Origin of the sequence: Acidithiobacillus sp. (assembly GCF_027322205.1) — a bacterium.
Lineage (GTDB): Bacteria > Pseudomonadota > Gammaproteobacteria > Acidithiobacillales > Acidithiobacillaceae > Acidithiobacillus.
Map to the genome: position 1 here is coordinate 1 of NZ_DAHVHY010000109.1, position 3,928 is coordinate 3,928.

Consider the following 3,928-nt stretch of genomic DNA (forward strand, 5'->3'; position numbering starts at 1 on the left):
TGATTGGTGCAGGGTTGGTGAGTAGCCGCGAGGATCATTCGGTTTATGATCGTTTTCGGGACAGGGTTATTTTTCCGATTCGTGATGGTCGCGGCCATCTGGTTGGATTGGGGGGACGCAGTCTCGATGGCCGGGAGCCCAAATATCTGAACTCTCCCGAAGGTCCGCTGTACCACAAAGGGCAGGTGCTTTACGGCCTGCATCAGGCCCGGGATGGCCTGCGTCGGATGAATCGTGCCGTGCTGGTGGAAGGCTATCTGGATGTCATCACCCTGCATCAGGCCGGACTGGATTATGCCGTTGCCGCCAGTGGTACGGCACTCGGGGAAAGTCAGCTACAGATGCTGTTTCGTGCGGCTGCAGAGATTTTGCTGTGCTTTGATGGGGATACTGCCGGCCGTAAGGCGGCCTGGCGGGCGGTGCAAATGGCGCCTGAATTGTTGCGCGAGGGGCGTCTGCTGCGGGTACTGTTTTTGCCGGATGGCCAGGACCCGGATTCGCTGGTGCGCGAGCAGGGCGCAGCAGCGCTGGAAGCTTTATTCCCGACGGCTCGGCCGGCCATCGACTTTTTTCTCGATGAACTGCAGCGTCGCCATAATATTGCCGCAGAAGATGAAAAAGCCCAGTTTCTGCGGGAAGCGCGGGAATTTTTACAGCGTATAAATGATGCCACTTTGCGGGAAGTTTATCTCCATAAACTCCAGGAGTTATGTGGTCTGGCCTTTGCCATACCTTCCAAAACGCGTCGTCGGGATGCTCGAGTTACAGCGTCAGCGCAACCGTCGCGGAGCAAAGACGGGCCCTCCCTCTTCAAGAACGCGATGCGCCTGCTCTTGAATCATCCTGATGACCCTGTCTGGCAGCAACTGGAAAAGGATCTGCTCCCTTTTGCGTCTGACCCCATTGCAAAAAAACTCGATGCTACCCTTGATATTTTGGCAAACATGACCCATTTAAGTTCTCACGAGCTTTTGGCGAGACTGGCTGGTACTGATCTGGCAGAGTTTTGTTATGCCTTGGTCATGTCCGAGGCGGATGAGAGCCAGGGGGGCGCATTGTTGCGCAATGAAATACCTGAATGTGTGCACAGGGTAAATCGGCGCCTGAGCGCCGCTAGGTTGGAATATATGGGCCATACGGCGGATCGTTCGGGATTGGGCGCGCTGACAGAGCAGGAGCGGACCGAAATCGTGTTGTCAACGCGACGTGGTCGCCACAAGCGTCCCGAATCCTGAAGGGTCCAGACAAAAAGGATGGATGAATGCGGTCAATGAATTTAGCTTTTCATCCTGGTGGTTTTTCTTATATAATATGCGGCTTTCCGCGAGTGCAGGATGGTTATGAGAGACGGTGAGAGTGTAGTGGACAATGAGTCTCAGCGGTCTGAGCTGAAGCGTCTGATCGCGCGCGGAAAAGAGCAGGGATACCTGACCTACGGGGAGATTAACGATCATCTGCCTGAAGAAGTTTTTGATCCTGAGCAGATGGAAAATGTCATTTCCATGATTAATGACATGGGCATCGAAGTTTTTGAAGAAGCACCGGATGGCGATACTCTTCTGGATGGTGAAGGTAATGTCGGCGTGGCTGCCCAGGAAGCCGAAGAAGCTGCTGAGGAAGCCCTGGCTGTCGTCGAAGCGGATATTGGCCGTACCAGTGACCCGGTACGTATGTACATGCGTGAGATGGGCACGGTTGAGCTTTTAACCCGGGAAGGCGAAATTGAAATAGCCCGCCGCATTGAAGATGGTCTGATGCAGGTTTTGCGTGCGGTTTCCACCTGCCCGACCACCATCTCGCTGTTGCTGGATGCTGCTGATCGGGTTGAGCGCGGAGAAACGCGCCTGGATGAAGTGGTCGATGCATTTATTGATCCCAATGCTCTGGATGCAGAAGCTGTCAGTGAAGACGAAGAGCCTGTTTTGCTGGAAGGCGAAGAGCCTGAAGACACGGATGATGAAGATGAAGAAGGCGAAGAAGGCACTCTTGAAGCGGATAAGGGTCCCCAGCTGGAAGAAGCCCTGGAGCGCTTTGCCGTCATTCGCGAAGCCTATCTGAATCTGCTTGCCAGTCATGCCGAAGGTGAAATGCATGACGAAAGCTATCAGGAAAAAAGACGCGAGCTGGCAGAACGCTTTCTGGAAATCAAGCTGAATGGTCGCCAGATTGATGTGATGGCCGATGCCTTGCGGGCTTTAACTGACGGCGTGCGCCAATGTGAGCGTGAGCTCATGGAGATTTGTATTGAGCGGGCGCGTTTTCCCCGGAAGGAATTTGTGCGCAGTTATCCGGGTCATGAAAGTGATCTGGGCTGGATAGACCAACAGATTAATGGTGGCTTTACTTATAGCGCACGGTTAGTGGAATATCGGGATGATATTCTCGCCATCATGAAGCGTCTGGCAGATATTGAAAAACGGGCGGGCTTGCCGGTTGCAGAAATCAAGGAAGCCAGCCGTTTGATGTCTATTGGTGAGGCAAAAGCCCGGCGGGCCAAAAAGGAAATGGTCGAAGCCAACCTGCGTCTGGTCATCTCCATTGCCAAGAAGTACACCAATCGTGGTCTGCAATTTCTGGATTTGATTCAGGAAGGCAATATCGGCTTGATGAAAGCGGTGGACAAATTTGAATACCGGCGTGGCTACAAGTTTTCTACCTACGCTACCTGGTGGATTAGACAGGCCATTACCCGCAGTATTGCCGATCAGGCGCGCACCATTCGTATTCCGGTGCACATGATTGAAACCATCAACAAGCTGAACCGGATTAGTCGGCAAATGCTGCAGGAAATGGGTCGTGAGCCATCACCGGAAGAGCTGGCAGAGCGCATGGAAATGCCCGAGGACAAGATACGCAAGGTGCTGAAAATTGCCAAGGAACCGATTTCCATGGAAACTCCCATTGGTGACGACGAAGACTCCCATCTGGGTGACTTTATTGAAGATCGTAATGTCACCGCGCCGGCCGAATCAGCAGTCAACGCGGCTATTCGCGAGGTTGTCGAAGAACTTCTGGACAATGGTCTGACAGCCCGAGAGGCCAAAGTGTTGCGTATGCGCTTTGGAATCGGCATGAACACGGATCACACCCTTGAAGAAGTGGGTAAACAGTTTGATGTGACCCGTGAGCGTATCCGTCAGATTGAAGCCAAGGCGCTGCGGAAGCTGCGTCATCCTTCCCGCTCTGAGCGTTTAAAGAGTTTTGTGGACGGAGAAGTCACCATTCCTTCCTGAAGGGTAAATGTGGTAAAAATGCGGGCGCGAGAGCGATTTCGCGCCCTCTCTTCAGGGCCTGTAGCTCAGTTGGTTAGAGCAGGGGACTCATAATCCCTTGGTCCACGGTTCGAGTCCGTGCGGGCCCACCAATTAAATCAAGCAGTTATAAATTAGTCATTGACAATCCTCTACTCATCAGACGCAAATTCGGTACCATGCTGAATCTGTAACTAAGTCTTATTCTTACGACTACAGTTGTCAAAAAACCGGCAGGAACTTGGAGGGGTGTGATTCGGATGCTGTCAGCATTTTGTCGAGTTTGCAGCGGTCTTGCGCTTTTCTTCATGCTGTATAAAAATACAGAATCATACGTACCGATTTCTGGAGGCATGGCATGGATAAACTGACGCCGCGTCAGGCCGAGATTCTGGCCTGGATTCGCGCCCGGATGCTGGAAGACAATTTGCCACCCACGCGTGCGGAATTGATGAAAGCCTTTGACTTTCGTTCACCCAATGCGGCGGAAACCCATTTGCGCATGTTGGCGCGCAAAGGTTATCTGGAACTGCAAAATGGTACCGCACGGGGGATTCGCCTGCACGAAGATTTGAGCGCGACCATGGGCTTGCCTTTGGTGGGTCGGGTAGCCGCCGGGCAACCGATGCTGGCTGAGGAGTTTCGCGAGGGGCAGTTGCCGGTGGACCCTAAACTAT

Annotated in this window: 3 protein-coding genes and 1 tRNA gene; all 4 read left to right on the forward strand. The window is 53.1% G+C overall.

What is annotated here, in order from left to right; all coding sequences use genetic code 11:
• On the forward strand, positions 1-1,235 hold a 1,235-nt coding region (locus tag M7F93_RS11230; RefSeq protein ID WP_298173472.1), incomplete at its 5' end, for a DNA primase.
• A gap of 105 nt (positions 1,236-1,340) precedes the next feature.
• A complete protein-coding gene (gene rpoD / locus M7F93_RS11235; RefSeq protein ID WP_031572366.1) occupies positions 1,341-3,233 on the forward strand; it encodes an RNA polymerase sigma factor RpoD in 1,893 nt (630 codons plus the stop codon).
• A gap of 54 nt (positions 3,234-3,287) precedes the next feature.
• Positions 3,288-3,364, forward strand: a tRNA-Ile gene (locus M7F93_RS11240).
• 245 nt (positions 3,365-3,609) lie between these two features.
• Positions 3,610-3,928, forward strand: a 319-nt coding sequence (locus M7F93_RS11245; RefSeq protein WP_463670977.1) for a LexA family protein, incomplete at its 3' end; no start/stop codon positions are given.